26 protein-coding genes are annotated in these 24,352 nt (G+C 72.3%); 19 read left to right on the top strand and 7 right to left on the bottom strand.

Annotated elements, in window-relative coordinates:
* Nucleotides 1–6: 6 nt before the first annotated feature.
* From FHU40_RS19790 to FHU40_RS19800, 3 genes are read left to right on the top strand one after another with little or no spacing between them, the layout of a single operon-like run.
* On the top strand, nt 7–600 hold the full coding sequence (locus tag FHU40_RS19790; RefSeq protein WP_183594082.1) for a TetR/AcrR family transcriptional regulator: 594 nt from the start codon (nt 7–9) through the stop codon (nt 598–600).
* On the top strand, nt 597–1,751 hold the full coding sequence (locus FHU40_RS29665) for an acyl-CoA dehydrogenase family protein (protein WP_221200078.1): 1,155 nt from the start codon (nt 597–599) through the stop codon (nt 1,749–1,751). Before FHU40_RS19790 ends, FHU40_RS29665 begins: the two co-directional genes overlap by 4 nt.
* On the top strand, nt 1,739–2,491 hold the full coding sequence (locus FHU40_RS19800; protein WP_183594083.1) for a TSUP family transporter: 753 nt from the start codon (nt 1,739–1,741) through the stop codon (nt 2,489–2,491). The genes FHU40_RS29665 and FHU40_RS19800 overlap by 13 nt, the downstream gene beginning before the upstream one ends.
* On the opposite strand, the gene FHU40_RS19805 is transcribed toward FHU40_RS19800, so the two are convergent.
* Nucleotides 2,484–3,086, bottom strand: a complete 603-nt coding sequence (locus FHU40_RS19805) for a TetR/AcrR family transcriptional regulator (RefSeq protein WP_183594084.1) — start codon at nt 3,084–3,086, stop codon at nt 2,484–2,486. The two genes, FHU40_RS19800 and FHU40_RS19805, sit on opposite strands and share 8 nt — an antisense overlap.
* Nucleotides 3,087–3,211: 125 nt before the next feature.
* On the opposite strand from FHU40_RS19805, the gene FHU40_RS19810 reads away from it, so the two are divergent.
* Genes FHU40_RS19810 through FHU40_RS19840 form a run of 7 tightly spaced genes read left to right on the top strand, consistent with a single transcriptional unit; the run spans nt 3,212 to nt 9,031 of the window.
* Nucleotides 3,212–4,414, top strand: coding sequence for a CaiB/BaiF CoA transferase family protein (locus tag FHU40_RS19810; RefSeq protein WP_183594085.1), 1,203 nt, complete (start codon nt 3,212–3,214; stop codon nt 4,412–4,414).
* Nucleotides 4,415–4,466: 52 nt separating this feature from the next.
* On the top strand, nt 4,467–5,351 hold the full coding sequence (locus tag FHU40_RS19815) for an ABC transporter permease (RefSeq protein ID WP_221200079.1): 885 nt from the start codon (nt 4,467–4,469) through the stop codon (nt 5,349–5,351).
* Between the two features lie 28 nt (nt 5,352–5,379).
* Entirely contained in the window at nt 5,380–6,159 is a 780-nt protein-coding gene (locus tag FHU40_RS19820) for an ABC transporter ATP-binding protein (protein WP_183594086.1), read from the top strand.
* A gap of 11 nt (nt 6,160–6,170) precedes the next feature.
* Nucleotides 6,171–7,244 carry an ABC transporter substrate-binding protein gene (locus FHU40_RS19825; protein ID WP_183594087.1) on the top strand — a complete coding sequence of 358 codons (1,074 nt, stop codon included), beginning with the start codon at nt 6,171–6,173 and terminating at the stop codon, nt 7,242–7,244.
* A gap of 4 nt (nt 7,245–7,248) precedes the next feature.
* Nucleotides 7,249–8,292: a zinc-binding dehydrogenase gene (locus FHU40_RS19830; RefSeq protein WP_183594088.1), complete on the top strand. Its 1,044-nt coding sequence runs from the start codon at nt 7,249–7,251 to the stop codon at nt 8,290–8,292.
* Entirely contained in the window at nt 8,292–8,696 is a 405-nt protein-coding gene (locus FHU40_RS28500; protein WP_221200080.1) for a DUF202 domain-containing protein, read from the top strand. Before FHU40_RS19830 ends, FHU40_RS28500 begins: the two co-directional genes overlap by 1 nt.
* Nucleotides 8,693–9,031 carry a DUF202 domain-containing protein gene (locus tag FHU40_RS19840; RefSeq protein ID WP_183594089.1) on the top strand — a complete coding sequence of 113 codons (339 nt, stop codon included), beginning with the start codon at nt 8,693–8,695 and terminating at the stop codon, nt 9,029–9,031. Before FHU40_RS28500 ends, FHU40_RS19840 begins: the two co-directional genes overlap by 4 nt.
* A gap of 18 nt (nt 9,032–9,049) precedes the next feature.
* On the opposite strand, the gene FHU40_RS19845 is transcribed toward FHU40_RS19840, so the two are convergent.
* The 5 genes from FHU40_RS19845 to FHU40_RS19865 all read right to left on the bottom strand — a co-directional run bounded on the left by FHU40_RS19845 (nt 9,050) and on the right by FHU40_RS19865 (nt 14,743).
* Nucleotides 9,050–9,670, bottom strand: a complete 621-nt coding sequence (locus FHU40_RS19845) for a dihydrofolate reductase family protein (protein WP_183594090.1) — start codon at nt 9,668–9,670, stop codon at nt 9,050–9,052.
* 117 nt (nt 9,671–9,787) lie between these two features.
* A complete protein-coding gene (locus FHU40_RS19850; protein ID WP_221200081.1) occupies nt 9,788–11,905 on the bottom strand; it encodes an MMPL family transporter in 2,118 nt (705 codons plus the stop codon).
* A gap of 89 nt (nt 11,906–11,994) precedes the next feature.
* Nucleotides 11,995–12,630 carry a response regulator gene (locus tag FHU40_RS19855; protein WP_183594092.1) on the bottom strand — a complete coding sequence of 212 codons (636 nt, stop codon included), beginning with the start codon at nt 12,628–12,630 and terminating at the stop codon, nt 11,995–11,997.
* Nucleotides 12,627–13,796, bottom strand: coding sequence for a histidine kinase (locus tag FHU40_RS29670; protein WP_183594093.1), 1,170 nt, complete (start codon nt 13,794–13,796; stop codon nt 12,627–12,629). Before FHU40_RS29670 ends, FHU40_RS19855 begins: the two co-directional genes overlap by 4 nt.
* A gap of 50 nt (nt 13,797–13,846) precedes the next feature.
* Nucleotides 13,847–14,743 carry a sigma-70 family RNA polymerase sigma factor gene (locus FHU40_RS19865; protein ID WP_183594094.1) on the bottom strand — a complete coding sequence of 299 codons (897 nt, stop codon included), beginning with the start codon at nt 14,741–14,743 and terminating at the stop codon, nt 13,847–13,849.
* Between the two features lie 85 nt (nt 14,744–14,828).
* Here FHU40_RS19865 and FHU40_RS19870 point away from each other — a divergent pair, with 85 nt between their 5' ends.
* From FHU40_RS19870 to FHU40_RS19885, 4 genes are all read left to right on the top strand, one after another.
* Nucleotides 14,829–16,205: an MFS transporter gene (locus FHU40_RS19870; RefSeq protein WP_183594095.1), complete on the top strand. Its 1,377-nt coding sequence runs from the start codon at nt 14,829–14,831 to the stop codon at nt 16,203–16,205.
* 16 nt (nt 16,206–16,221) lie between these two features.
* Nucleotides 16,222–17,004, top strand: coding sequence for a UTRA domain-containing protein (locus tag FHU40_RS29675; RefSeq protein ID WP_221200082.1), 783 nt, complete (start codon nt 16,222–16,224; stop codon nt 17,002–17,004).
* Nucleotides 17,004–17,768, top strand: coding sequence for a sulfite exporter TauE/SafE family protein (locus tag FHU40_RS19880; RefSeq protein ID WP_183594096.1), 765 nt, complete (start codon nt 17,004–17,006; stop codon nt 17,766–17,768). The genes FHU40_RS29675 and FHU40_RS19880 overlap by 1 nt, the downstream gene beginning before the upstream one ends.
* An 84-nt stretch (nt 17,769–17,852) precedes the next feature.
* The gene (locus FHU40_RS19885) at nt 17,853–18,554 is read left to right on the top strand and encodes a haloacid dehalogenase type II (RefSeq protein ID WP_183594097.1); all 702 of its coding nucleotides are present in this window, start codon (nt 17,853–17,855) and stop codon (nt 18,552–18,554) included.
* A 52-nt stretch (nt 18,555–18,606) separates the two neighbouring features.
* On the opposite strand, the gene FHU40_RS19890 is transcribed toward FHU40_RS19885, so the two are convergent.
* Entirely contained in the window at nt 18,607–18,999 is a 393-nt protein-coding gene (locus FHU40_RS19890) for a RidA family protein (protein ID WP_183594098.1), read from the bottom strand.
* Between the two features lie 240 nt (nt 19,000–19,239).
* On the opposite strand from FHU40_RS19890, the gene FHU40_RS19895 reads away from it, so the two are divergent.
* The 5 genes from FHU40_RS19895 to FHU40_RS19915 all read left to right on the top strand — a co-directional run bounded on the left by FHU40_RS19895 (nt 19,240) and on the right by FHU40_RS19915 (nt 24,351).
* The gene (locus tag FHU40_RS19895) at nt 19,240–19,944 is read left to right on the top strand and encodes a ribonuclease activity regulator RraA (protein WP_183594099.1); all 705 of its coding nucleotides are present in this window, start codon (nt 19,240–19,242) and stop codon (nt 19,942–19,944) included.
* Nucleotides 19,941–20,969 carry a Gfo/Idh/MocA family protein gene (locus FHU40_RS19900; protein WP_183594100.1) on the top strand — a complete coding sequence of 343 codons (1,029 nt, stop codon included), beginning with the start codon at nt 19,941–19,943 and terminating at the stop codon, nt 20,967–20,969. Before FHU40_RS19895 ends, FHU40_RS19900 begins: the two co-directional genes overlap by 4 nt.
* Entirely contained in the window at nt 20,966–22,087 is a 1,122-nt protein-coding gene (locus FHU40_RS19905; protein WP_183594101.1) for a mandelate racemase/muconate lactonizing enzyme family protein, read from the top strand. The genes FHU40_RS19900 and FHU40_RS19905 overlap by 4 nt, the downstream gene beginning before the upstream one ends.
* The gene (locus FHU40_RS19910) at nt 22,084–23,499 is read left to right on the top strand and encodes an aldehyde dehydrogenase family protein (protein ID WP_183594102.1); all 1,416 of its coding nucleotides are present in this window, start codon (nt 22,084–22,086) and stop codon (nt 23,497–23,499) included. Before FHU40_RS19905 ends, FHU40_RS19910 begins: the two co-directional genes overlap by 4 nt.
* Nucleotides 23,500–23,580: 81 nt before the next feature.
* The gene (locus FHU40_RS19915) at nt 23,581–24,351 is read left to right on the top strand and encodes an IclR family transcriptional regulator (protein ID WP_183594103.1); all 771 of its coding nucleotides are present in this window, start codon (nt 23,581–23,583) and stop codon (nt 24,349–24,351) included.
* The last annotated feature ends 1 nt before the right edge of the window (nt 24,352 follow it).

Raw genomic sequence — 24,352 nt, forward strand, 5'->3', positions numbered from 1 at the left:
GCACCCATGCCACCGTCACCATCCGACCAGTCGAAGGGCCCGACCCGGCTCACGCCCAGCGGCGCGGCCAAGCCGACGGCCCGAGAGCGCATCCTCGATGCCGCTGCGGAGCTGATGAAGCACAAGGCGCCCAGCCAGATCACCGGACGCGAGCTGGCCTCCACGGCCGGCGTCAACTACGGCCTGGTGCACCACTACTTCGGCGGCAAGAACGGCGCCTGCCAGGAGGCCTTCACCGCACTCGCCCAGCGCTACGTCGACTCGGCGCAGGAGAGCCACGCCCAGGACTGGATCCTCTCGATGGGCGACCTGCCGGAGTACGCCGACCTCTGGCGGATCCTCGCCCACGCCGCGATGGACGGCGAGTCGCTGGAGATGCTCGGGTGGGACTACCCGTTGCTCCGGGCCCGCCTGGCCGCACGTACGTCCGAGCGTGGCGCCGACGCCGGGGAGACCAGCGAGGCGATCGCGACCGCCTTCTCGCTCGCGCTCGGCTGGATCGTCTTCCAGCCGTTCATCAAGGAGGCGCTCGGGCTCGGTGATCAGCAGGCCACCGCCGTGGGGGAGTCGATCGTGCGCCGGATCGACGAGCTGTGGTGACCGGCGACGTGGACTTCCCCGAGCTCCGCGAGGCGGTCCGGAGACTGACCGACGACGTACTGATCCCGGCCGAGCAGCAGATGGTGGCCGACGGCCAGGTGTCCGAGCAGTCGCTGGCCGCGCTGCGCGACCTCGGGCTGTTCGGGATGACCCTGCCCCACGAGCACGGTGGCCTCGGGCTGGGCATGGAGGAGCAGGTCCGGCTCACCTTCGAGTTCACCCGGGCGTCGGCGGTCTACCGCTCTCATCTCTCCACCACGTTCGGTCTGGTCTCGCGGGTGCTGGTCGACTTCGGCACGCCGGAGCAGCAGCAGACCTGGCTGCCCCGGTTCGCCACCGGTGAGGCGACGGCGGCGTTCGCGCTGACCGAGGAGGCGGCGGGCAGTGACGCGACCGCGCTGACGACCGTCGCTCGGCGGACCGCGGACGGCTACCGGATCTCGGGCAGCAAGCGCTACATCACCAACGGCCACACGGCGAGCGTGCTGATGGTGTTCGCGGTGGTCCCCGAGCACGGCATCACGGCGTTCCTCGTGCCCCGGCCCGCCGCGGGCCTGTCGGCCCGGCTGCCGAGCCGGATGAACGGGCACGCCGAGAACCCGGTCGCCTACGTCGAGCTCGACGACGTGTGGGCGCCCGACGCGGCGGTCGTGGGCGGGCCCGGAGAGGGCATGCGGCTGGCGCTCACGGGGATCAACCACGCCCGCACCCACGTCGCCGCGACCGCCGTCGGCCAGGGCACCCGGCTGCTGCAGGAGGCGACCCGGCACGCTGCGACCCGCGAGCAGTTCGGGGCGCCCCTGGCCGAGCTGGGCACCGTGCAGGCGACGCTCGGCCGCAGTCTCGCCGAGCTCGCCGCGGCCCGGGAGCTCACGCTCGCCTGCGCCCGCGCGTGGGACCGCGGTGCGCCGGACCGGCACCAGATCTCCGCCGCGAAGCTCTACGCCACCGAGATGGTGGGGCAGCTGGCGGACCGCGCCGTCCAGGTGCTCGGCGGCGCCGGGATCGTCGGCGACAGCCCGGTCCCGCGGATGTGGCGCGACGTGCGCGCGCTGCGCATCTACGAGGGTGCGTCGGAGATCCACGAGCGCAACCTCGCTCGTCACCTGGTGGCGCTGGACCGACACGGCCTCCCGCTGTGGACGGGCTGACGTCGACACCGGCGATCGTCCTGGTCCTCGGAGGGCTGTGCGTCGCCGCCGGAGCGCTCCTGGGCGGGCTCTCCGGCTTCGGCTACGGCCTGGTGGCGACGCCCCTGCTCCTGGTGCTCGGCCTGCCGCTGCCGCTGGTGGTCGCGACCAACATGCTGCTCGGCGGCAGCACTCGAGCGATGGCCGCGTGGACCTTCCGGGGCTTCGTCGCTCCGCGCCGCGTGGCCGCGTTGATCGTCGGCACCCTGCCCGGGGTGCTCGTGGGCCTGCTGGTGCTGGAGGCCGTGGACCGCGACCGGCTCCGCCAGGCGGTGGGCGCCGTGGTGATCGCGGGTGCCGTCGCGATGATGGCCGCGCGCGGCCGCGCCACGAGCGCGGAATGGGGGAGAGGGCCGGCGGGCTTCGTGGGGTTCCTGGGCGGGGGACTGGGAGTGACCACCTCGCTCAACGGCGTGCCTCCGGTCCTGATGTACACCTGGGAGGGTGCGTCGCCGCGGCGGATGGTCGCCGACCTCTCCGTCTTCTTCGTCGCCTCCAACGCGATCGTGGCGCTGCTCCTGCTGGGCACCAGGTCGGCGCCCGCGGGTCCGGTCCTCGGGCTCTTCCTGCTCTGGCTGCCCGGAGTGCTGCTGGCGACCTACCTCAGCAACCGACTCGTGGACCGGATCCCGGAGGCGCAGTTCCGGCGACTGGTGCTGGGCATCGTGCTGCTCGGCGGCCTGACCGCGTTGCTCAGCTGATCTCCTCCGCGGGTTCGGCCTGGACCAGACGCTTCAGCACGTCGCCGAAGGTGTCGAGGATGCGCTCGTCGAGCGCCTCGGGTGTGAGTCCGGTGTCGCGGGCGTACGCCTCCCGGAAGATGCAGTAGCCCATGTACGTCGCTGCCGTGAGCACGTGCAGCATCAGGGCGTCCGCGTCGTGCGGGATCGCCCCCTCGCGCCGGTCCCGCTCGAGGGTCTCCTGGGCCTCGGCGAGCCACGGGAAGACGGTAAACTCGGCGTCGCCGTCCTGGGCGAGCAGCGCCTCGAGCCGGACGACGTCGGGGTTCTGGAGGAACTGCTCGAAGATCTTCCGCCGGCGCTGCGGGAACGGCAGCTCCTGGTGGGCGTCGCGCTCCTCGCGGGTCCGGGTGAGGATGTCGAGGATCGCCGCCCGGAGCAGCGCCTGCTTGGTCCCGAAGTTCTGGTAGATCTGCACGCGGTTGACGCCGGCCTCGTCGGCGACCGTCTGCAGCGTGAAGCCGGCCAGCACGCCGTCGCGCACCAGGATCCGGCGTACCGCCTCGAAGACCAGGGGGTCCGTCTCCGAGCGGTCCCGGCGTCGGCGCTTCTCCATCGGGGGTCACCCTTCGGTCGCAGTGGCGGCGATCACAAATTGTTCGCCGAGGCCCTTGTCAGGGCCGCGGGCAGCATACTAACATATTGTAACTACAAAATGTAAGTAACGACCGAGAGGCCTAGATGTCCGCCCCGAACCTCCCGCTTGCCGGGATCCGTGTCCTGGACCTGTCGACCGTCCTCGCCGCACCGGTGAGCACCACCCTGCTCGGCGACTTCGGAGCCGACGTGGTCAAGATCGAGGAGCCGGGTCGCGGTGACTTCACCCGCGGGCGCGCCGGCCAGACCGGCGGCCGGTCGCCGCAGTGGCTGCAGGAGGGCCGCAACAAGCGCTCGGTGACGATCAACCTCCGCGAGCCCGAGGGGCAGGCGATCCTGCGGGACCTGATCCCGCGCTTCGACATCATCGTCACCAACTACCGGCCGCCGACCCTCGAGCGGTGGGGCCTGGGGCCCGACCGGCTTCGCGAGATCCACCCCGAGGGGATCTTCCTGATCATCACCGGCTTCGGGCTGACCGGCCCGTACCGGAGCCGGGGCTCCTTCGACCGGATCGCGAGCGCGTTCGCCGGGCTGACCTACGTGAGCGGCGACCCCGACATCGACCCGGTGCGCAGCGGCTTCTCGGTCATCGACTTCATGGCGGCCTACCTCGGTGCGTTCTCCGCGATGATGGCGCTCTACCACCGCGACCACCACGGCGGCACCGGACAGGTGATCGACCTGGCCCTGTACGAGGCCGGCTTCCGCGCCGCCGAGGACGCGCTCATCGACCACTCCGTGACCGGCGCCGTCCGGGAGCGGATGGGCAACAAGAACCCCTACATCGTCCCGGCCTCGGACTTCACGACGGCCGACCGGCGCCGGGTGTCGCTGCACGCCGGCACCGACGCCCTCTTCGCCCGGCTCGCGTCGGTCATGGGCACACCGGAGCTGGCCGCGGACTCGCGCTATGCCAGCCGCGCGACGCGCGAGGAGCACCAGGACGACCTCTACGGGCTGATCGAGGAGTGGATGGCCCGGCAGACCGCCGAGTCGGTGGTCGACGAGCTCAACGACGCCGGGGTGCCGGCCTCGCTGGTGATGACGATCGCCGACATCAGCAAGGACCAGCACTACCGCGATCGCGGCACGATCGTCGATCTCGACGACCCGGAGTTCGGCACGGTCACGACGGTCGCGCCACTGCCGTTCCTCTCCGAGACGCCGGGCCGGATCCGGGCCCTCGGCCCCGAGCTCGGCGAGCACACCGACGAGGTCCTCGGCGACGAGATCGGCCTGACCGCCCACCAGCTCGACGACCTGCGGTCCCGGGGCGTTGTCTAGTGCCGTGCGACGTCCCCTGGCCCGACGACCCCAGCACAGCAAGGAGCGCACAATGACCGAAACCGTCCTGACGGCCTCGGAGACCGAGAGGCCGACGACCGCGACCGAGGAGGCCATGTCGACGTCCCGCCGCAAGGGCAGGGCGCAGCGCGGCTCGACCCGACGAGCGGCACTGCGCGGCTGGCGCCTGGCCCTGGCCCAGCTCGGCGTCCTCGTCGCCTGGCTGGCGGTGTGGCAGCTCGTGGTCTCCCGGGGATGGACCCCGTCCGTGCTTGCGGTCTACCCCTCCGAGGTCTTCTCGTTCCTGAAGACCTCCTACCAGTCGGGTGAGCTCGTGGAGGCCACGGTCGCCACCATGTACGCCACGCTGATCGCGTTCGTGCTGGCCTCGTTCGTCGGCGTCGTCGTCGGCATCTCGCTGGGCCTGATGCCGCGTACCGAGCGCGTACTCCAGCCCTACCTCGACGCACTCAACTCGATGCCGCGGATCGCCCTCGCGCCGGTCTTCATCATCGCGTTCGGCATCACCACCACCGCGAAGGTCGCGCTCGCGTTCACGATCGTGGTGTTCATCCTGATGTCCAACGCCCGGGCCGGCATCCGCAGCGCCGACCCCGACGTGATGCGGCTGTCGACGGTGCTGGGGGCGAGCAAGCTCCAGCTGTTCTTCAAGGTGATGCTTCCGGTAGCGGTGCCCTCGATCTTCGCGGGCCTGCGGATCGGGCTCATCTACTCGCTGCTGGGCGTCGTGACCGCGGAGATCATCGCCTCCAAGATCGGCCTCGGCCAGCTGATCATGAAGTACTCGGGCCTCTACCAGCTCGAGGGCGTGTTCGGGATCCTCCTCGTGCTGGCCGTGATCGGCGCCCTGCTCAACATGCTGATGTCGGCGCTCGAGCGCTGGATCCTCCGCTACCAGCCGCCCGCCGACCACTGATCGCTCGCACGGACCACCAGGGAGAGTCATGTCCACCTACGCTTCGACCCCGACGCTGGCGGGTGCCCAGATCCGAGACCTCACCGTCGAGTTCCCCGACCCCACGACGGGCGGCAGCAACGTCGTCCTGCGCGGCATCGACCTCGACGTCGCCGCCGGCGAGTTCGTCGCGCTGATCGGGAGGAGCGGCTGCGGCAAGACGACGCTGCTCAACGTGCTCGCGGGCCTGGTCCGCCCGACCTCCGGGGAGGTGACCGTCGCCGGTCTCGCCCCGGCGCAGGCCCGCTCCGAGATCGGCTACATGTTCGCCCGGGACGCGCTGCTGCCGTGGCGCACCGCGCTCGGCAATGTGGAGTACGGCATGGAGCTGCACCGGAAGGTGCCCCGCTCCGAACGGCGCACCCGGGCGACCCGCTACCTCGAGCGCGTGCACATGGGACATGCCGCCAAGCAGTGGCCCTGGCAGCTCTCACAGGGCATGCGGCAGCGGGTGGCCCTGGCGCGCACCTGGGCGCTGGAGCCACAGGTGCTGCTGATGGACGAGCCGTTCGCCGCCCTCGACGCGCAGACGCGGATGTCGGTGCACGCCGAGTTCCTCGACGTCTGGGAGTCCAGCAAGAAGTCGGTCGTCTTCGTCACGCACGACCTGACCGAGGCACTCCAACTCGCCGACCGCGTCGTACTCCTCAGCGACGGCCGGATCGCCGAGGACATCACGGTGCCCTTCGCCCGGCCCCGGACGGCCGAGCTCAGCACCACCCCGGAGTTCCAGGAGCTCCGCCGACACCTGATCGAGCAGATCTTCTGACCTTCTCGGGCATGCCCACCCATCCCATCCACCACGCCACACCCACCACGCCACCATCCGAAGGAACCGTCGTGCTCTCACTCCAACGCCGCGTCATCTCCGCCGCCCTGCTGGTGCCCGCCCTCGTCCTGCCGCTCGCCGCCTGTGGAGGTGGCAGTGCCGACGCCGACGCGACGCCGGTGGTCAACCAGGGCGTCTACACCTCGAAGCTCCCGCTGGACCTCCCGGTCATCGTCGCCCAGGACCGCGGCTACTTCGACGACGAGGGCATCACGGTCGAGACGACCGACATCCAGACCGGGACCGACATGGTGACCGCGATCATCAGCGGCAGCATCGACGTCGGCAACCCGGCGACGCCCCCGGCCATCACCGTCCTCACCCAGCAGGGCGCCGACGTCGGCGCGCTCGCCGGCGGCCCCGCGCTCGACTTCCGGGTCCTGGTGCCCGCCGACGCCGACGTGCCGTCGGGGTCGATGGCCGACCGGCTGAGCGTGCTGAAGGGCACGACCGTCAGCGTCATCGGCAGTGGCACCCTGACCGACTGGTGGTTCCGGGACGCGCTCGGGCAGGCGGGCCTGTCGGACAAGGACGTGCAGATCGTGGCGGCGAACAACGTGCCCAGCCAGATCGCCGCCTTCCAGGAGGGCAAGGTCGACGCGATGGTCGCCTTCGGCACCGTGCCCGGCCTCCTCGGCACGGAGGGCACCGACTACCAGGTCCTGCTCGGCATTCCCGAGGGCGACACCGGCGACACCTACGACGGCTACCTGCAGACCTTCACCGCGGCCTCGCACAAGTGGCAGGACGACCACGAGGACGCCGTCGGCAAGTACTGCGCGGCCGTGGCCAAGGCGGTGGACTGGCTCGAGGACGACGCGAACCACGACGAGGCGGTGCAGGCGATGGCCGACTGGACCCAGCTCGACGAGGCCAAGGCGGAGGCGCTGCTCGAGTCGACGGACTACGAGATGAAGCTGACCCCGAAGTCGTGGGCGGCGCAGGGCGACACCGTCGGAGAGGCCTCCAGCCTGGACTTCGACAAGGACGTCAACGGCACCTGCAACGACCAGTTCTCGGAGTGACCCGATGACCATCGCCTCGCGGATCGTCGCCCAGGAGCAGCAGCACGGGCCGCTCACGATCATGGACGTCGTCGTCCCGGACCCGAGCGACCATCAGGTCGTCGTCGCGCTGGAGTCGACCGGAGTGTGCCAGAGCCAGGTGTTCTGGACCCGCCAGCCCCGTTCGGCGCCGGTGCTCTTCGGACACGAGGGCTACGGACGTGTGCAGGCCGTGGGCAGGCTCGTGTCGGGCCTGTCCGAGGGCGACCACGTGCTGGTCACCTGGCTCCCGCGCGCGGCCGCCGACGGTCGGGCGCCGGAGGTGGCGACCGCGGACCTCGGCGGCGTGGTCGGCCGGTCGCCCAACGTGTACACCTGGGCCGAGCACGTGGTCGCCGACGAGCTCTACGTGCACCGGCTCTCGGGGCCGGTCGACCCGGAGGCTGCGGTCGCGGCCTGCGCGGTCATCACCGGGTCCGGGTCGGTGCTCAACGCGCCGGTGGAGGTCGCCGGCCGATCGGTCGTCGTCATCGGTGCCGGCGGCGTGGGCCTGTGTGCGGTGGCCGCGGCCCGGATCCGCGGTGCGGCATCGATCACGGTCCTCGACCTCGTCGACGACAAGCTCGCCCTGGCCGACAAGTTCGGGGCCACCCGGACCTTCAACGCCCGCGAGCAGACCCCCGAGGAGATCCTGGCCGCGATGGGTGCCGGCGCCGATCTGGTGGTCGACTGCGTCGCCAACCGGTCCAGCGTGAGCTCGGGGACCACGCTGCTGCGGCCCGGCGGCCTGAACTCCGGGCCGGGCGGCACCCTGGTGCTGGTCGGGCTGCCCGAGGGCGGCTTCGAGGTGGACCTGGGCCCGGTCGTCTTCGGGCAGCGGTCGATCGTCGGCCTGCTCGCCGGCGGCTGCGTCCAGGACGATCTGGACACCTTCCTCGACTGGCACCGCCGTGGCGAGCTCGACCTGCGGGAGCTGGTCACCCACCGCTACCCGTTCGACGCCGTCGGTGAGGCCGTCGACGACCTGGTGGCCGGCCGGGTGACCGGCCGAGCGATCCTGACCGTCTAGTGTCCGGTACCGACCTCGAGGGCGACGCCCCGGTGCCCGGACGCCGGTTCCCCCGGCACGTGTACACCGTCGGGTCGGAGCCCGACCCACGCTTCACCCTGGCCAACGAGCGCACCTTCCTGGCCTGGATCCGCACCGCGCTGGCGCTGCTGGCCGTCGCGGGAGCGCTTCTGGCCCTGGACCTGCCGGTCCGGACCGGTTGGCAGTGGTGCGGGGCGATGCTCTTCGCCCTGGCGTCGGTCGGCGCCGCCGCGTGGGCCTGGTGGGCCTGGGCCGGCACCGAGCGGGCGCTCCGGCTGCGTCGCCCGCTCCCGGGGCTCGGCCCGGGAGCGGGGCTGGTCGTGCTGGTCGCACTGGGCCTGCTGGTGCTCGTCGTGGGCCTGGTCCTCGACGAGGTCGGATGACCGGACGCCCGCACGCCCTCGCGCGCGACCCGGGGGTCCAGCTCGAGCGGACCGCTCTCGCCTGGCGCCGGACCAGCCTCTCCATCGCGGTGGGGGCGGCCTTCCTCGCCCGGATGGCGGTCGAGGCGGTCGGGGTCGCGGGGCTGGCCGCCGCCCTGCTCTGCGCCGGGCTCGCCGTGGCGACGGCGGTCACCGGGGCGCGTAGGTACGGCGGCGCGGTTCGACGTACTCCCGACGCAGGACGGGCGGCCGCACTGGCCGCGGCCGGCGTCTGCTCACTGGGGCTGGTCCTGGTGCTGATCTCGTGCGCCCACCTCGCGCGGACCGTGCTGTGACCGCGGCCCGCGCCCGGATCAGCGCGCCGCCGCGGGTCGCCTGACGGCGTACCGCACGTGGGTGGCGTACGGCGAGCTCCAGGTGCCGAGCACCTCGAGGTCGAGGTCCTGCTCGAAGCCCTCGAACAGCCGCTTGCCGCCGCCGAGGACCACCGGCGCGATGGAGAGCGCGAGCTCGTCGACCACCCCGGCTGCCAGGCCCTGGCGGATCAGGTCGGCGCCGCCGCCGAGGGACACGTCGTCGTCCCCGGCGAGGTCCCGCGCCTGGGCCAGAGCCGCGTCGAAGCCGTCGACGAACAGGAAGCCGGCGCTCGGGTCCGGCTGGTCGCCGGTCCGGTGGGTGAGCACGATCAGCGTGCCGGGGAACGGGTTGGTGCCGCCCCAGGCGCCCGCCGCGTCGTACATGTTGCGACCGACGATGCCGCAGCCCAGACTCGCGGTGAGCGCCTCGTAGTACTCCCGGTCCGGCCCGTGCATGCCGTCGGTGTCGCGCCCGTCGTCGGCGTAGGACCAGGGCCCGCCCATCACCCAGTAGTGAAGCCGCTCACCGCCGATGCCGAGGCCGTACTGCGGGCCGTCCTCCGGGCCCACGACGTAGCCGTCCACCGAGGTGCTGATGGCTGCGATGACCTTGCTCATGATGCCTCCCTCGTCGCGTCGATCATGCAGACCGGGTGCCCTCGCCGAACTCATCGGCTCGGTACGCCGCCAGGCCGTGCTCACCCCGGCGGGCTCGTCGACGCCCGCGTCGTGGAGTCAGAGGTGCGTCGGCCGGCTCGGCCAGAGGGCGTTGCGTCCGAGCAGCCGGATGCAGGCCGGCACCAGCAGCGGCCGGATGACGAAGGTGTCGAGCAGGATGCCGATCGCCATGGCCAGGCCGAACTGGTACAGCTCGCGAATGGGCTGGGTCATCAGCACGGCGAAGGTGCCCGCCAGGATGACACCGGCGGAGGAGATGACGCCGCCGGTCCGGACGATCGCGGTGCGCAGCGCGGCGGCTGGGTCCTGGGTGGCCAGCTCCTGGCGATACCTGGTCATCATGAAGATCGTGTAGTCCACGCCGAGGGCGACGAGGAAGACCAGCACGTACACCGCGACCCGGTTCCCGATGCCGAGGTCGCCCCCGACCGTGATGGTGATGAAGGCGGTCAGGCCCATCGTCGCGGCGTACGACGCGAGGAGCGTCGCGGTCAGGTAGACCGGCGCCAGCACCGAGCGCAGCACGATGCCGAGGATGACCGCGACGGCCAGGAGCATGACGGCGCCCACGACGAGGAGGTCGCGGTCGAGTGCCTCTCGTGTGTCGGCCGCGACGGCGGTCTCGCCGCCGATCAGGACCTCGACGTCGTGGACTCCGGCCTGGTCGGCGGCCTCGTCGACGCTCGCGCGGAGCTGAGGGACGCGGTCCATCGCCTCGGCGCCGTACGGGTTCGCGTCGAGGGTGACGTCGATGCCGACCGAGCGGTCGTCGGGTGACGTCGTGGTGGCGCCGAGACCGGCCACCCCGGGAGCGGTGGTGAGAGCCGTCCGGATGGTCTCGACCTGTCGCTCGTCGATCGGGGCTTCCGAGCGGACGATGACCCGGCTGGGGGCGATGGCACCGGGTCCGAACGCGTCGCCGAGCAACTCGCTGCCGGCGGCCGACTCGGTCTCGATGCGGAAGCCGCTGACGAGGTCGAAGGTCTGGTGCACGCCGATCAGCCCGGTCGACAGCAGTGCCAGGGCGGCAAGGCCGCCGGCCAGGACGCGCCGCGGTGCGCCGATGGCGAGGTCGGCGACTCGGCTCCAGGTCCGTGGGTCGCGGAGGGGCTGCCCGAGGACCGGAGCTCGGCGCGGCCAGAAGGCGAAGCGGCCGGTGAGCACGAGCAGCGCCGGGGTCAGCGTGAACGCGACCGCCGCCATCGAGACGACGCCGATGGCCAGGTAGGGGCCGAAGGCATGGAGCGTCGGCGTCACCGCTGTCAGAAGGGCGAGCACCGCGGCGACGATCGTCGACATGCTCGCGAGCAGGGCGGCGGACACGGACCGGGTCGCGGCGGCGACGGCGACGCTCGGATCGTCGGTGGTCGACAGTGCCTCGCGGAAGCGCGAGAAGATGATCAGCGCGTAGTCCGTGCCCACGCCGAACAGCAGCACCGTCATGATCGATGCGGTCTGGCCACTGATCTGGATGAGCCCCGCTTCGGCGAGCAGCGCACCGAGGCCCTCGGCGAGCCGCATGGCGAACCCGACCCCCACCAGCGACACGACCACGAGGACCGGCGAGCGGTAGATCGCGAACAGCAGCACGATCACGAGCGCCACGGTGCCGAGCAGCAGCACCTTGTTGCTGCCGCCGAAGACCTTGACCGCGTCGACGACGATGGCCGCCGGGCCGGTCACGGCCACGTCGACGTCCGCCGGTGCGTGCGCCGAGGCGATCTCGCGCAGCTCGACGACCGCATCGCGGAACTGATCGTCGGCGGGGTCACCGGTGAGCGCCACGACGACCGCCTCGGCGGTCCCGTCCGCGGTCGCCAGGCCGGCGCCGGCGGGTCCGGAGCGGGAGTCGAGGATGCCCGCGACCGGGTCGAGGTCCGCAGACTCGATCGCGGCGGTGATCGCGCCCGCGGCGTCGCGGGTCGAGTCGGGTGAGTCGGAGCGGATCACCACGATGGCGGGCGGCGTCGAGTCGACGCCGAGCTCGGTCCGGGCGAGGGCCGCGGCCCTCATGGACATGGAGTCGGCCGGGGGATTGTCGTCGTCGTTGCTCTCGACCGAGTCCAGCGACGGGGCGAGCGCGGCGAGGGCGCCGACCAGGATCACCCACCCGAGCACCACGAGCCAGGCAGCGCGTCGGGAGAAGCGTGACCGAGGAGATCCGAATGAGCTCACGGTGCCGAGTGAAGCGGGCTTCTCGCCCCGCCACATCCGGCGTTGGTCCGGACCTGCCTCTAACTTTCGATGGGGGCGCGGCTCGGTGGTCAGGATTCGAGCGGAACCAGGCCGAGTTGACGAGCGCGGGCGACGGCCGCGGTGCGGGACCTGACGTCGAGCTTGGCGAAGACCTGCACCAGGTGGGACTTCACGGTGCCCTCGCTCAGGAAGAGCGCCCGTGCGACGTCGCGGTTGGACTTGCCGGTCGCCACCGATCTCAGGACCTCGAGCTCGCGGGGCGTCAGTCGTGCGGTCGGCGCGCGCAGGGTGTCGAGGATCCGCGCTGCGATGGCGGGGGGAAGCGTGGAGCCGCCCGCGGCCGCGGTCCGCACGGCCGCCCAGAGCTCAGCGGGCGGTGCGTCCTTCAGCAGGTAGCCGTTCGCACCCGCCTCCAGGGCCCGCAGGATCTCGTGGTCGGTGTCGTAGTTCGTCACCACCAGCACCTGGGGTGGCTGGGGGAGTGCGCGGATGCGGCGAGTGGCGTCCACGCCAGTCTCGGCCTCCCCGCTGAATCGCAGGTCCATGAGCACCACGTCGGGTTGAACCTCCACCGTCAGCCGTACGGCGTCCGCGACCGTGGCCGCCTCACCGACGATCTCGACCTCGGCGGAGTGCCGGTCGAGCAGGGCGCGCAGGCCGGCGCGCACGATGGCGTGGTCGTCGGCGATCAGGATGCGGATCATGCCGGCACCCCCGCCGGTGCGCTCATCGCGGGGATGGGGAAGGTGGCCGAGAGGGCGGTGTGGCCGGCCTCGGACTCCACCGAGAACTCGCCGCCCAGGTCGCGGACGCGGGCGCGCATCGTCGTCAGGCCGAAGGCGCGGTTGCGCCCCGCGGTCAGCGTCGTCGGATCGAAGCCGACTCCGTCGTCGACGACATCGAGCCGGACCGCGTCGACACCCCAGCTCAGGCTGACGACGGCTCGAGCCTGAGATCCCGCATGTCGGTCGACGTTGCCCACGGCGCCCTGCGCGATGCGGACCAGTGCCGCCTCCACCGACGGGGCCAGCGCGACGGGCGCACCGTCCACGTCGAGCCTGACCGGGGCGATGGCTCGCGAGCAGACCTGCGCCAGGGCCGAGGCCAGCGTCGAGTCGACGAGATCGGCGGGTCCGAGCTCGTCCATGATGTGCCGGGTCTCCGAGAGCGCGGCGGCGGCCGTCTCCCGTGCCATGGAGATCCGCTCCCTGGACCGAGGGGGGACGTCGCTCCCGTCGGCGGCGTGGAGCAGCATCTGGATGCTGCTCAGGCTCTGGGCGACCGCGTCGTGTATCTCCCGGGCCAGGCGCTGGCGCTCGGCCGCCTGCCCGGCGGTGCGCTCGGACCGGGCCAGCTCGGAGCGGGTGAGATGGAGCTCGTCGATGAGGTCCTGCTGCCTGCTGAGCATGTCGAACAGCAGGCGATACCCCAGGCCCAGCAGCACCGAGATGACGGCCCCGAGCACGGGCGCCGCCAGCAGCGCGACCGGGTCTCCGTGGGCGGCGGACACGACGACGTCGAAGACCGTCATGGCGAGGACGCAGGCGAGCGCCTGAGTGACCCTCAGGTCGATCAGGAAGACCAGGAACAGCCCGACCGAGATGTACGCGGCGTCGGCCCCCAGCACGGTCAGGGACGCCCAGATCGTGACCATCGCCGCGAGCAGGACGCCACGGGTCCGCGGCGAGGCGACCTGCTCGCGAACGACGTACGCGAGGGCGAAGGCCGTCACGAGGACCGCGATCGGCCCGGTGCGCGGCTGGGAGAGGAGGGCGGCACGGAGCAGCACGACCGACGCGAGGGTGAGGACGAGCGTGTGCAGTCCCCAACGCAGCCGGCCGGAGCTCGGCCGCGGGGAGTGATCGGGCACGCATCGAGTGTACGAACGGGGAACGATCGGCCGGTCGCCGCCCGGCGGCGTCAGCCGTCGAACTCGACGATGCCGGCCGTGAGGGTGCGCACCCGGTCGCGATCGCGGATGCCGTCGATCTCCACGATCCGGTCGCCCACGACGGTGAAGGCCAGGAGGGAGACGGGGCGGCCGTGCCGAGCGGTGACCACGCCGGGGAGGCCGTTGACGATCACCGGGTACAGGTCGGCGCCCCGGCCGGCGCGGGACTGCCGGGCGATGGTGTCGACGCCGCGGTACACGGCGGGCGCGCGTCCCGGGCCGTAGTCGGCGCGGAGGACGACGTCCGGGTCGAGGATCCGGGCCAGCGAGGCGAAGTCTCCGGCGTTCACCGCTGCGAAGAACGCGTCGACGACCCGGCGCTGCCGACCGGACCGGTCCGGACCCGGCGCCGGAGGGTCGGCACCCCGTACCCGGCGCCGGGCGCGGCTGGCGTGCTGTCGGGCGGCCGCGGGGCTGCAGCTCATCAGCGAGGCGATCTCGTCGAAGGCGAAGCCGAACATGTCGTGGAAGACGAAGGCCAACCGCTCGGCGGGGCTCAGCGAGTCCAGCACCACCAGCAGGGCGAGGCTGACCGAGTCGGCGAGCAACGCCTCCTGCTCCGGGTCGGCCGGCTCCTCGGCCGCGGACACGACCGGGTCGGGCAGCGGGCGCGCCACCGGGTCGACGAGCCGTTCGGGTCGTCGTCGTCGCGAGCGCAGCACGTGGAGGCACTCGCGACCGACGACGGTGGTCAGCCACCCGCCGAGGTTCTCGATGGCGTCGGGGTCGGCCCGGTGGAGCCGCAGCCACGCGTTCTGGACGGCGTCCTCCGCATCGGGCAGCGACCCCAGCATCCGGTAGGCGACCGCACGCAGCCGAGGTCGGTTCGCCTCGAACTGCCGCGAGAGCCACTCCTCGTCGTCCATCCGTCACATCCTCCTCTCCGCCGGGCTCATCCCCATGAGCCCGCACGCGGGCCTGATGTGACCGACGAGCAGAGGGAGGCTCCCCGTGGCCGTGCAGCAGGAGCAGTCGAGACCGGCAACGCGCCAGCGGAACCAGTGGTCGCTGGTGGTGGTCGCCGCCCTCGCGGTGTTCATGGCGTCGGTGGACATGAGCATCGTCAACGTGGCGCTGCCGGCGATCGAGTCCGACCTGGAGATCCCCACCAGCATGACCGAGTGGGTGGCGCTGGCCTACCTGCTGCCGCTCGCCGGTCTCGCACTGCCCAGCGCCCGCTGGCTCGACACCGTGGGTCGTCGTCCCGCTCTGGCGTTCTCGCTCGGTGGCTTCGCCCTCGCGAGCCTCGCCGCCGGCCTCGCTCCCGACCTCGGCTGGCTCCTCGGGGCGCGCGTCGTCCAGGGGTCGTTCGGTGCGGTGCTCTTCGCGCTCGTGCCGGCGCTGGCGACCGCGGCCGTGCAACCGCGGGCCCGCGGGCGCGCGATGGGGCTGATCACCACGCTGGGACCGCTCGGCCTGATCAGCGGGCCGGTGCTCGGCGGCGTGCTCGTCGATCGCCTGGACTGGTCGTGGATCTTCTTCGTCAACGTGCCGGTCAGCCTCGTCGTCCTGGTCGTGGGCATGAGGCGGCTGCCGACGACGACGCCGCTCCGAGCGCCGACCCGGGCGTGGTACGCCGAGGCACTGCTGCTCAGCTGCGCGGTGGCGGCACTCCTGCTCTCGCTGACCCTGACGGCCGACGCGGGGGCGCCCTGGCTCCTGCTGGCCGTCGTCGCCGTTCCGCTGCTCGCCACCTGGCTGCACCGGCCGGACAGCGCGCCCGTGCGGCGGCTGCTGCGCGCACCGGCAGAGGCGGGGCCGCATCTGGCCCTCGCGCTGACCGCCACGGCCATCGGCGTGATCTTCTTCATCACGCCGTTCTTCCTGCAACGCTCGCTCGGCCAGTCCGCGTCGGCGACCGGCGTGATCATGCTGGCGTTCCCGGCCGGGATGGCGTTGGCCGGGCCTGTCGGCGGCTTCGCGGGGGACCGGTGGGGCTGGCGTCGTACGGCGTTGCTCGGCGTCACCTGGTTCAGCGTCGGCCTCGCCTGCCTGGTGCCGATGAGCGCCGCCTGGAGCCCCGGAGACGTGGCGTGGCGGCTGTTCCTGGCCGGCTGCGGGAGCGGGCTCTTCAACGCACCGAACATGGCCATCGCGATGTCGAGTGCTCCCGCGGCGTTGCTGGCGACCACCGGCGCCACCACCAGCCTCGCCCGACAGGCGGGGTTCGCCGTCGGGCCGGCGGCGGCCACCGTCGCCTGGTCGCTGTCGGGCTACCACGTGGCGGGGATGACCACCGCGATTCTTCTGGGCGCCCTGCTCGGCGCGGCGGCGCTCGTCGTCCTGGCGTGCCTCCGTGGCGCCGACAGTGGCGGAACTCTGGCGTAACTCCTAGGGTGGGGTCGTGGACAGGCGCACGACTCCCCGCACGATCCCGCCGGGCTGGACCTCGGCCCATCCGCGACAGGTCCGAGCCCGGGAGGTCGCGGAGCGCCTGCGCGAGCTTATCCTCGGCGGCGAGTTCGGAGCCGGTGACCGGCTCGACGAGGCCGCGCTGTCGGCGCGGTTCACGGCGTCGCGCAACAGCGTCCGCGAGGCGTTGGACCTGCTGCGGCGGGAGGGGCTGATCGAGCGGAGGCGGGGAGCCGGGACCACCGTGACGGCCCCGAAGTACGGCCACGGCCTGGACCGGCTGGAGGGTCTCGCGGAGTCGCTGGCGGGCCACGGAACGGTGCGCAACCGGGTCCTCGGGGCGGAGCGGCTCGTCGAGCTGCCGGCCGATGTCGCCGCCCGACTCGAGATCGATCCTGCCGAGGGTGGCATCCGGCTGGAGCGGCTGCGGTTCGTCGACGACGAGCCGCTGTCGCTGGACGTCAGCTACCTGCCGGTCGGCATCGGTGAGCCGCTGCTCTCGGCGGACCTGGCGGGCACCGACGTGTTCGCGCTGATCGAGGAGGCCAGCGGCGTCGCGCTGGGGCGCGCCGAGATCGTCGTCCATGCCGCGACGGCCGGCCCGGATGTCGCCGGCCTGCTCGGGCTCGACGTCGGGGACGCGATCTTCGCCATCGACCGGCTGACCCGGGGGGCGGACGGGCGCCCGGTCGATGCCGAGGTCCTGCGGATCCGTGCCGATCGGTTCGCGCTCCGGGCGGTGGTCCATCGCGACCGCCGCCTGGGGAGCGAGTGATGCACGACCTGTCGCCGCTGATCGTGGTCGCGCTCGCCCTGGTCGGATTCGCGGGCGGCGTCGGGATCACCGCGATCGGTCCGGGAGGGATCCTGCCGACCATCGGGCTGGTGACGCTGACCGGGCTGGCGCCGGCGGAGGTCGCCGGCACCGCGATCGCGACGCACGTGGCGACCGGCGCCCTGGGGACGGCGACCTGCGCGCGATCCGGGCACCTCCGGGCTCCGGGCACCGCTCGGGTGGCGTGGACCGTGGGCGGCGTGGCCCTGATCGGTACGCCGCTGGGGATCGCGCTCAACTCGTTGCTGTCGCCGCGTTGGTTCGGTCTGGTGCTCGGGGCCCTGCTCGCCGTGGTGGCGCTGTTGGTGCTGCCGCGTGCGCGCCGGACCGACCCGCCGGCGACCCGCCGTCCGGGACTCCCGCTGCTGGTCGGCATCGGCCTGTTCGTGTCGGTGGTCGCCGGGATCGTGGGCATCGGCGGGCCGATGCTGACGGTGCCGCTGCTGGTCGCCGTCGGGTTCGAGATGCTGGGCTCGCTGGCGGCCGCGCAGGCCCAGTCGGTGGTCATCGCCGGTGTCGGCACCATCGGCTACCTGCTCCAGGGGTCCATCGACTGGCCGCTGGCGGTGCTGGTCGGCGTTCCCGAGCTGGCCGGCGTGCTGCTGGGTTGGCGCATCGCCAGGGCCGTGCCGACCAGGACCCTGCAGCTGGCCCTGGTCACGGCGCTGCTCGCGATGGCGCCGTACCTGGTGTGGCACGGATGAACCCCTCTCGATGACCGGAATGCCCGCGCGCCGGTGGCGTTGAACCAGCACGGGACGGGACCGTCTCGGGAACAGGAGAGTGCGATGGCTGGGACCCCCGACATCGAGGTCGTCGTGTTCGACGTGCTCGGCACCATGGTCGACGAGCCGGGCGGGCTCCGAGCGGCCATTCGCGGCGCCGTGCCGGCGGCCGACGACGCCGCGGTCGACCGGCTGCTCGGCGTCTGGCAGGAGCACGTCGAGCACGAGCAGCGTCGCATCGCCGACGGCGACCGGCCGTTCGCCACGACCGAGGTCATCGACCGCGAAGCGGCCGGACGCGTGGCCGACGACGCCGGGGGACTGGACCCGGCCGCCGGCGTGCGACTCGCGACCGCGGGACAGCGCCTGGAGCCCTGGGCGGACTCCGTCGAGGGTCTCGCCCGGATCGCGGCTCGGTTCCCCGTCCTCGGGCTCTCGAACGCCAGCCGCGCGGCGCTGCTCCGGCTCAACGCGCACGCCGGCCTGCGCTGGCACCAGGCCCTGTCGGCGGAGGACGCCGCGGCGTACAAGCCCGCACCGGAGGTCTACCGGCTCGCGATCGACGCCGCGGGATGTGCACCGGGTCGGATCCTGATGGTCGCCGCCCACGCCTGGGACCTGCGCGGAGCCCAGGCGGTCGGCATGCGCACGGCGTACGTCGAGCGGCCGGTCGGCGACCCGCCGACCGATGGTGACACCTTCGACTGGCGCGTCACGAGTCTCGATGCGCTGGCCGCCGCGCTGAGCTCGCCCGACGCCGGGTAGCCGGTGACGACCACAGGACGTCGGGCGGCGCCGCGGCCGGAGCCCGAGGGGCTCAGGCGCCGTCCTCCCGGACGCAGGCCATCAGGTCGATCTCGACCAGCATGCCGGCCGGGAGGACGGCACCCACGGTGGTCCGTGCGGGGGGCTCCGCGGCCCAGAACTCCGTGTACGCCGCGTTCATGGCGGCTCGGTCGGCGAGGTCGCTGAGGAAGACCTGGGCGCGGACGACGTCGTCGAGGGTCGCCCCGCAGGCTTCCAGCGCGGCCCGGCAGTTGACCAGCGACTGACGGGTCTGGGCCGCCACGTCGTCCGACACGAGCTGCCGGGTCACGGGATCGAACCCACCCTGTCCCGCCGTCCAGACGACGGGTCCGATCCGAACGGCCTGCGAGTAGTGGCCGGACGGCTTGGGCGCCTGGTCGGTCGCGCTCACTCTGCGGATCATCGGTCTGCTCCTCGGGAGGGTTCGTAGTGATGCGTTGAACGCATTACTGTTGCGCTCAGACCATACGACAGCGCGCGCTCGGCGCGCCAGATGCGCCTGGCGGGCGAGGAGGCATCGCCAACCCGGCGCCGGTCGTGCTTCCCAGTGAGGCGAAACGCCGCTAGGTTGATCGCATGCAGCGCATTGGCGTTGCATTCACAGCATCGCTCACCAGCCGGTGACCACTGAGAAGGAGGCCCCGTGGGTCCCGAGACCTTCGAGCGCCTGGGCGCGGCCAGCACGGCGACACTGCAGAACCAGCTCTTCATCCGCGGGCTCCGCCGGACCGTGATCCAGGGGGTGCTGCCCCTCGGTCACGGTCGCCGGAACTTCGTGGCTGAGGCATTCACGCTGCGGTACATACCGGCGCGGGAGGACCTCGACACGGTCGAGTCCTTCCGGGACCCGGAGCACGCGCAGCGTGCGGCGATCGACACGATCCCCGCCGGCCAGGCGCTGGTCGTCGATAGCCGCGGCGACGGCGCCGCCGCCTCGGCCGGCGAGATCCTGATGACCCGGCTGGCGGTGCGTGGCTGTGCCGCGTTCGTGACGGACGGCTCGGTGCGCGACTCCCACCACATCAGCGAGATGGACATGCCCGTCTTCGTCGGGTCGGTGACCCCTACCACCAACCTGGTCCTTCACCACGCCGTGGACTTCCAGGTGCCGATCGCCTGCGGCGGGGTCGCGGTGTTCCCCGGCGACGTGCTGGTCGGCGATCCGGAGGGCGTCGTGGTGATCCCTCGTCACCTCGCCGAGGAGGTCTCACGGGACGCCGTCGAGCAGGAGGGCCTCGAGGAGTTCCTCCTGGAGAGGGTCCGTGGCGGGGCGCCGGTCCGCGGGACCTATCCGCCCACCGCCGAGCTGCGGGCGGAGTACGACGCGCAGCGCGGAGCCCGGGGATGAGCCCGAACGCGCCGTTCGAGCCCTTGCGGTGCGCCGTCGTGGGCCTGGGCAGCATCGGTCGCGACCACGCCGCGATCCTCGACGCGCTGCCGGAGACCGAGCTCGTCGTCGGCTGCGACCTCGACCCGACCCGCCGGGCGGTCCTGCCCGCCGAGGTGCCGTTCGTGACCGAGGCCGACGCCGTACTCGATCGCGACGACGTGGACGCGGTCTGGGTCTGCACCCCGCAGCACCTCCACCGCGATCTGACCGTGGCCGCCCTCGAGCGCGGCCTCCATGTGTTCTCGGAGAAGCCGATCGCCCACTCGCTGGCGGATGCGGACGCGATGATCCGCGCCGCGGAGCGCTGCTCGGAGGCCGTGCTCGTGGTCGGGCACACCCTGCGCTTCCATCCCGACTTCGTGGTGGCGATGGAGGCGGTCGCCGCCGGGCAGGTCGGCGTTCCGATCCAGCTGTCCGCGCGCTGGAACACCGGTGACCACGAGGGCACGGTGATCTCCGGCCGCACGACGGTCCCTCTCGAGATGGCCATCCACGACGTGGACATCCTCCGGCAGATCGCGGGCGAGGTGCGGTCCGTCTTCGCGGTGGCATCGACGATCAGCCCCTGCGGCCCCGGCCCGGACGCCGTGGCGGGCACGCTCGAGTTCGAGTCCGGCGCGGTCGCGTCGCTGGACCACAGCTGGATCATGCCCTCGACCACCGGCATGTTCAGCGACCACCGGTTGGCGGTGTTCGGCGATCGCGGCACCGTGTACGTCGAGACGCGGCCGACGCCCGCGCAGATCTTCGGCCCGGACGGGCCGGCCTTCCCCAACACGGCCTATCGGCAGGCGAACCCGCTCATTCCCGGCGGTGCCCTGGCGACCGCGGACCGGCACTTCGTGCGCACGGTGAAGCACGGGGCCCCGTGGCCGCTGACGCTCGCCGACGCGCGTGCCGCACTGGCCATCGCGCTCGCCATGGATCGCTCGATCGTGGAGCGTCGGCCGGTCGAGATGCGCGAGATCGAAGGAGAACGATGAGGATCGTCGCTGTTCGCACCATTCCGGTGCACGTCCCGGTGTCGCCTCCGCGGGTCTCCGCCCTCGGGACCTTCACCGGCTATGACTACGCGATCGTGCTCGTGGAGACCGATACCGGCGTGCAGGGCATCGGGGAGATCTCGACGCTCTGGGACGGAGCCTCCGCCGTGCAGTGCGCGATGGTCGAGAGGGTCTTCGCGCCGGCGCTGATCGGGCTGGACCCCCGGCAGGTCACCGAGGCACGTCGGCGGATGACGATGCTGAAGGAGAGCGGTCTCCCCGCCCGGGCGGGGATCGAGATGGCCCTGTTCGACCTGGTGGGCAAGGACCTCGGGGCGCCGGTCCACGACCTGCTCGGCGGTCGGACGCGCGACCGGATCACCCTGTCGAGGTCGATCCACATGTCGTCCCCGGAGGAACTGGGCGATCGGGCGCGGCAGTACGTCGCCGACGGCTTCGGGTGCGTGAAGGTCAAGGTCGGTCGTGGCATCGACGACGACGTGGCCGCGGTCCGTGCCGTCAGGGAGGCGGCGGGTCCGGGCACGCTCATCCGGGTGGACGCCAACATGGCCTGGCGGTCGGCGAAGGAGGCGACCCGCAACATCGACCTGCTGAGCGAGTTCGACCTGCACTCGGTGGAGCAGCCCCTCCCGCCGGGCAACATCGACGAGATGCGCCTGCTGAGGACGCTGTCCCGCGTACCGATCATGGCCGACGAGTCGGTGTGGGGTCCGGAGGAGGCGTGGAGCCTGCTGCGGCACGGCGCCGTCGACCTCCTGAACGTCTACGTCGCCGAGTCCGGCGGCCTGGCGGCGTCGGCGCTGATCTTCCAGATGGCTGCCTTGGCCGACGTGCGCTGCGTCATCGGAGCGATGCCCGAGCTCGGGATCGGCACGGCCGCCGCGGTCCATCTCGGCGTGTCCGTCGCCGAGCTCACCGATCCGTGCGACGCCTCCGGTGCGATGTATCAGCAGCACGATGTCGTCCATGAGCGCTTCGACATCGCCGACGGCACGATCGCTCCGCCGCCCGGACCGGGCCTCGGCGTCACCCTTGACCTGGAGCAGGTCGAGCGCTTCGCCGTGGATCCCCTGCGGATGAACGGCGCGCTGGCGTGACCGGCGACGACGACGTGGCAGCGGTGCTCGACGCGGCGACCGCTGCGGCTCCTTTCCTGGCGGCGCTCCCTCCGGACCGGCGTGGTCGCGGCCTCCTGGAGCTCGCGTCGGCGCTGGAGGACGCCGCCGGCGAGCTCACGGAGGCCGCGGTCGCCGACACGGGGCTGGACGCCGAGCGGCTCCGCGGGGAGATCACCCGTACCTGCACGCAGTTGCACCTGTTCGCCGACGTGCTCGCCGGAGACGACTGGCTCGGCCTCCGGGTTGACGAGGCGCAGCCGGGGCCGCCGCGGCTGCCGTCGACCGTGCGCTTCCGGATGCCGATGGGTCCGGCTCTGGTGTACGAGGCCAGCAACTTCCCGTTCGCGTTCGGTGTGCTGGGGACCGACACGGCGGCTGCGCTGGCGGCGGGCTGTCCGGTGGTGGTGAAGACCCATCCGGGTCACCTGGCGACGTCGGCCAGGACGCTGGAGATCGCTTCGGAGATCCTCGGCCGGCTGGAGTGGCCCGACGGCGCCCTCGGGGCGCTGCACACCGAGGACGGAGCGGTCGCGGCGATGGCCGACACCCGGGTCCGCGTGGCGACCTTCACGGGGTCACTGGCAGCGGGGCGGGCGCTGTTCGACATCGCGGCCCTGCGGGCCGACCCGCTGCCGTTCTACGCCGAGATGGGCAGCGTGAATCCGGTCTTCGTCCTCCCGGAAGCGGCGCGGACCCGGGGCCGGGAGATCGCCGAGGGACTGGCGGGCTCGTTCGGGCCGAGCGGGGGCCAGCTCTGCACCAAGCCCGGGTTGGTGTTCGTGCCCCGCGACAGTGCCCTGGAGGCCGCCATCGCCGACGCCGTCCGCGACGTGCCTGCGGCCCGGCTCCTGACCGAGCGCATCAGCACGATGTACCGCGCCACCAGGACGGCACTGATCTCCCTCGACTCGACCGAGGTGCTCGCGACCGGTCGGCGCGGCGGTGCGGGGGAGGTGGAGGCGACCGCCCTCGCCGTCGACCTGCACGCCCTCGACGCACCGGGGTCTCCCTATCTCGAGGAGTGCTTCGGCCCCCTTGTCGTCGTGGTGCGGTACGACGACGTGGCAGAGCTATCCGCGGCGGCCGCCCGGATCCCGGGCTCCCTCACGGCGTCCGTCCACGCGGCCGACGGCGAGGAGTCCGGCGGCGACCTCGTGCGGCTGCTGGCCGACCGGGTCGGCCGACTGGTGTGGAACGGCTGGCCGACCGGGCTGCGGGTCGGCCAGGCGACCCACCACGGCGGTCCCTACCCGGCGACGTCCTCCGCACAGTTCACCTCGGTCGGAGCTCCGGCCATCGACCGGTTCCTCCGGCCGGTCGCCTATCAGGGCGTCCCGGACGAGGCCCTGCCCGGCCACGTGCGAGCCGCCCTCGTGCGCCTGCGGGGATAGCGATTCCTGCCCGGACGACGGTCCGAACCCATCCCTTACAATCGCCGCGGCACCCATTGCTGCGCTCAGATCGGAGAATCCATGACCGCGAGCTCCGGCATGCAGAATGCGACGCGGGTCGTCCAGACGATCGAGTACCTGGCGGAGCACGGGAGCGGACGGATCGAGGACATCGCCGACCTGCTCGGGGTCCACAAGTCGAGCGCGTCACGGCTGCTGGCGACGCTGCGGACCTGTGGCTGGGTGGTCTCGAACCCGAGCCGCACGCGTTTCACCCTCGGGCCGCGGCTCGTCCGGATCGGTCAGGCGGCGTTGCCCGAGGTGCAGATCGAGCGGGCGATCCAGCTGGCCACGGACCTGCGTGAGCTGACCGACGAGACGGTGCACGTCTCCGTCCCCGATCCGAGCAGTCATCAGATGGTCGTCGTCGCCCGGGTGGACAGCAAGGACCCGTTGCGGGTGACCCAGCCCGTGGGCTCCTTCGACCCGTTGCACTCCACGGCGGTCGGCAAGGTCTACCTGGCCTCGCTCACCCCCGAGGAGCTCGAGCGGGAGTTCGAGGAGATGGGGACCCTGGACAGGTACGCGTCGCAGACGATCACCAGCAAGAAGCGCCTGCTCCGCGACCTCGAGCTGGTGCGCACTCGGGGCTACGCGCTCAACCTGGGGGAGTCCCGGCTCGGCATCGCCGCCGCGGCGGTCCTGCTCCGCTTCTCCGAGTACGGCTCGGTCGTGGCGTTGTCGATCACCGGTCCGGCCAGCCGGTGGACCGCCGAGGCGATCGAGTCCGCGATGCCCAGCGTCCTCAAGTACGTCGACCAGTACCGGGTCCGGTTCGACTCCGACTCCTGAG

Origin of the sequence: Nocardioides soli, assembly GCF_014191495.1 — a bacterium.
Lineage (GTDB): Bacteria > Actinomycetota > Actinomycetes > Propionibacteriales > Nocardioidaceae > Nocardioides > Nocardioides soli.

Excerpts from the sequence above, each read along its gene's own strand:
- FHU40_RS19790 (WP_183594082.1), top strand. The coding sequence starts at position 7 with ATGCCACCGTCACCATCCGACCAGTCGAAGGGCCCGACCCGGCTCACG.
- FHU40_RS19805 (WP_183594084.1), bottom strand. The coding sequence starts at position 3,086 with ATGGAGAAGCGCCGACGCCGGGACCGCTCGGAGACGGACCCCCTGGTC.
- FHU40_RS19810 (WP_183594085.1), top strand. The coding sequence starts at position 3,212 with ATGTCCGCCCCGAACCTCCCGCTTGCCGGGATCCGTGTCCTGGACCTG.
- FHU40_RS19815 (WP_221200079.1), top strand. The coding sequence starts at position 4,467 with ATGACCGAAACCGTCCTGACGGCCTCGGAGACCGAGAGGCCGACGACC.
- FHU40_RS19820 (WP_183594086.1), top strand. The coding sequence starts at position 5,380 with ATGTCCACCTACGCTTCGACCCCGACGCTGGCGGGTGCCCAGATCCGA.
- FHU40_RS19825 (WP_183594087.1), top strand. The coding sequence starts at position 6,171 with ATGCCCACCCATCCCATCCACCACGCCACACCCACCACGCCACCATCC.
- FHU40_RS19830 (WP_183594088.1), top strand. The coding sequence starts at position 7,249 with ATGACCATCGCCTCGCGGATCGTCGCCCAGGAGCAGCAGCACGGGCCG.
- FHU40_RS19840 (WP_183594089.1), top strand. The coding sequence starts at position 8,693 with ATGACCGGACGCCCGCACGCCCTCGCGCGCGACCCGGGGGTCCAGCTC.
- FHU40_RS19845 (WP_183594090.1), bottom strand. The coding sequence starts at position 9,670 with ATGAGCAAGGTCATCGCAGCCATCAGCACCTCGGTGGACGGCTACGTC.
- FHU40_RS19855 (WP_183594092.1), bottom strand. The coding sequence starts at position 12,630 with ATGATCCGCATCCTGATCGCCGACGACCACGCCATCGTGCGCGCCGGC.
- FHU40_RS19865 (WP_183594094.1), bottom strand. The coding sequence starts at position 14,743 with ATGGACGACGAGGAGTGGCTCTCGCGGCAGTTCGAGGCGAACCGACCT.
- FHU40_RS19880 (WP_183594096.1), top strand. The coding sequence starts at position 17,004 with ATGCACGACCTGTCGCCGCTGATCGTGGTCGCGCTCGCCCTGGTCGGA.
- FHU40_RS19885 (WP_183594097.1), top strand. The coding sequence starts at position 17,853 with ATGGCTGGGACCCCCGACATCGAGGTCGTCGTGTTCGACGTGCTCGGC.
- FHU40_RS19890 (WP_183594098.1), bottom strand. The coding sequence starts at position 18,999 with ATGATCCGCAGAGTGAGCGCGACCGACCAGGCGCCCAAGCCGTCCGGC.
- FHU40_RS19900 (WP_183594100.1), top strand. The coding sequence starts at position 19,941 with ATGAGCCCGAACGCGCCGTTCGAGCCCTTGCGGTGCGCCGTCGTGGGC.
- FHU40_RS19905 (WP_183594101.1), top strand. The coding sequence starts at position 20,966 with ATGAGGATCGTCGCTGTTCGCACCATTCCGGTGCACGTCCCGGTGTCG.
- FHU40_RS19915 (WP_183594103.1), top strand. The coding sequence starts at position 23,581 with ATGACCGCGAGCTCCGGCATGCAGAATGCGACGCGGGTCGTCCAGACG.